Below are 1,424 nucleotides of genomic sequence, written 5' to 3'. Positions count from 1 at the left end.
CCAGCCGGCCCAGCCGCAGGTCGCGCCCAAGCGCGGCCCGCGCGTGGGCACGGCGGTCTGGGGCCTGATCGTCATCGCGGTCGGCCTGGGCATCCTCGCGGTCGCGGCCGGGGTGGTGTTCGACCTGGGCGTCGCCCTGATCGTGCTGCTGGGTGCCGCGGGCGTGATCCTGGTGGCCGGGTCCGTCATCTCCAGCGTCCGACGGCGCTAGGGGGTCCGGGCCAGCCGGCGTAGTGCTCCCCCGATCACACCCAGGACGATCCCGAGCCCGACCACCAGGGCACAGACCCCGAACGCGACCACCGAGGTGAACAGCGACGCACGCAGGAACGACGCGTCCATCACGGTGTCGCGGACGGGGTCGTCCTGTTCCAGCTCGGCATAGGTGGCCCCGCCGGACGCCTCGAGCGCGTGATGGTTGATGATGTCCGCCTGGGCATAGGCCGTGAGCGGACCCTGCACCTGCTGACCTGCGAAGACGCCTCCCATGAACGTGGAGTCGTCGGACACGGTGATCTTCTCGGCCGACAGCTGCGTCGCCACGAGGATCCACACGGCGATCCCGGCCACGATCATGATGATCCCGGCCACGATCACGAACACACCAGCACCCTTGACCCCTTTTGCGGGGACATTCGTGTAGTCGGTCATCTTTCCACGCTAAGTACGAACTACCCGGACCGCGCGGCGTAGCACCGTGCGGCAACCCCGCCGGTGCGAGGATGTCGGGCGTGCGCATCACCCACGTCTCCGACACCTACCTGCCGCTGCTGGGCGGGATCGAGGCCCAGGTGAGCCGCCTGGCCGCGCAGCAGGTCGCGGCGGGCCACCAGGTCGAGGTCCTCACGACGACGCCCGCCCGTCCTGGTGCGCACGGGGTGAGCACCGCCGTCGAGGACGGCGTCACGGTGCACCGCATCGCCGCCCGCGTCCCGTGCGGCTGGCCGATACACCCCCGCTCCACCGCCCACGTGACCACGCACCTGCGCGCGGCGATCGCCCGGGGCGAGCAGCCCGACGTCGTCCACCTGCACATGGGGGTGCTCGCCCCCACCGCACAGGCCGCGCTGCGACCGGTGACCCGGCTGGGGCTGCCCGCCGTGCTGACCGTGCACAGCGTGTGGGGCGGGGCGTCGCGCCTGTTCGCCGCCGCCGACGTCGTCACGGGCTGGTCGCGCTGGCCGGTGCGCTGGTCCGCGGTCAGTGAGCTGACGGCGGACCCGTTGCGGCAGCTGCTGCCCGACGGCGGCGACGTCGCGATCCTGCCCAACGGCCTGGACCTGGAGTCGTGGCGGATACCGCGGACCGAGCGCGGGAACCGGCCCGAGGGTGCCGCCGTGCACGTCGTGGCGGCCGCGCGGTTCGCACCCCGCAAGCGCATGCTGCCGCTGCTGGCAGCCGTCGCCTCCGCGGTGGGCCGGCTG

Annotated in this window: 2 protein-coding genes and 1 pseudogene; 2 read left to right on the top strand and 1 reads right to left on the bottom strand. The window is 72.8% G+C overall.

What is annotated here, in order from left to right; genetic code table 11:
* A pseudogene (locus PROKR_RS32350) lies at positions 1-211 on the top strand (hypothetical protein); the annotation flags it as partial.
* On the opposite strand, the gene PROKR_RS03240 reads toward PROKR_RS32350, so the two are convergent.
* The gene (locus PROKR_RS03240) at positions 208-651 is read right to left on the bottom strand and encodes a hypothetical protein (protein ID WP_036959482.1); all 444 of its coding nucleotides are present in this window, start codon (positions 649-651) and stop codon (positions 208-210) included. The pseudogene PROKR_RS32350 and the gene PROKR_RS03240 sit on opposite strands and share 4 nt — an antisense overlap.
* 71 nt (positions 652-722) lie before the next feature.
* Between PROKR_RS03240 and PROKR_RS03235 the strand changes: the two genes are divergently transcribed.
* On the top strand, positions 723-1,424 hold a 702-nt coding region (locus PROKR_RS03235), incomplete at its 3' end, for a glycosyltransferase family 4 protein (protein WP_245605678.1).

Source organism: Promicromonospora kroppenstedtii DSM 19349 (assembly GCF_000515355.1).
Lineage (GTDB): Bacteria > Actinomycetota > Actinomycetes > Actinomycetales > Cellulomonadaceae > Promicromonospora > Promicromonospora kroppenstedtii.
This window is presented reverse-complemented; position numbering and strand designations above follow the sequence as displayed.

Excerpts from the sequence above, each read along its gene's own strand:
- PROKR_RS03240 (WP_036959482.1), bottom strand. The coding sequence starts at position 651 with ATGACCGACTACACGAATGTCCCCGCAAAAGGGGTCAAGGGTGCTGGT.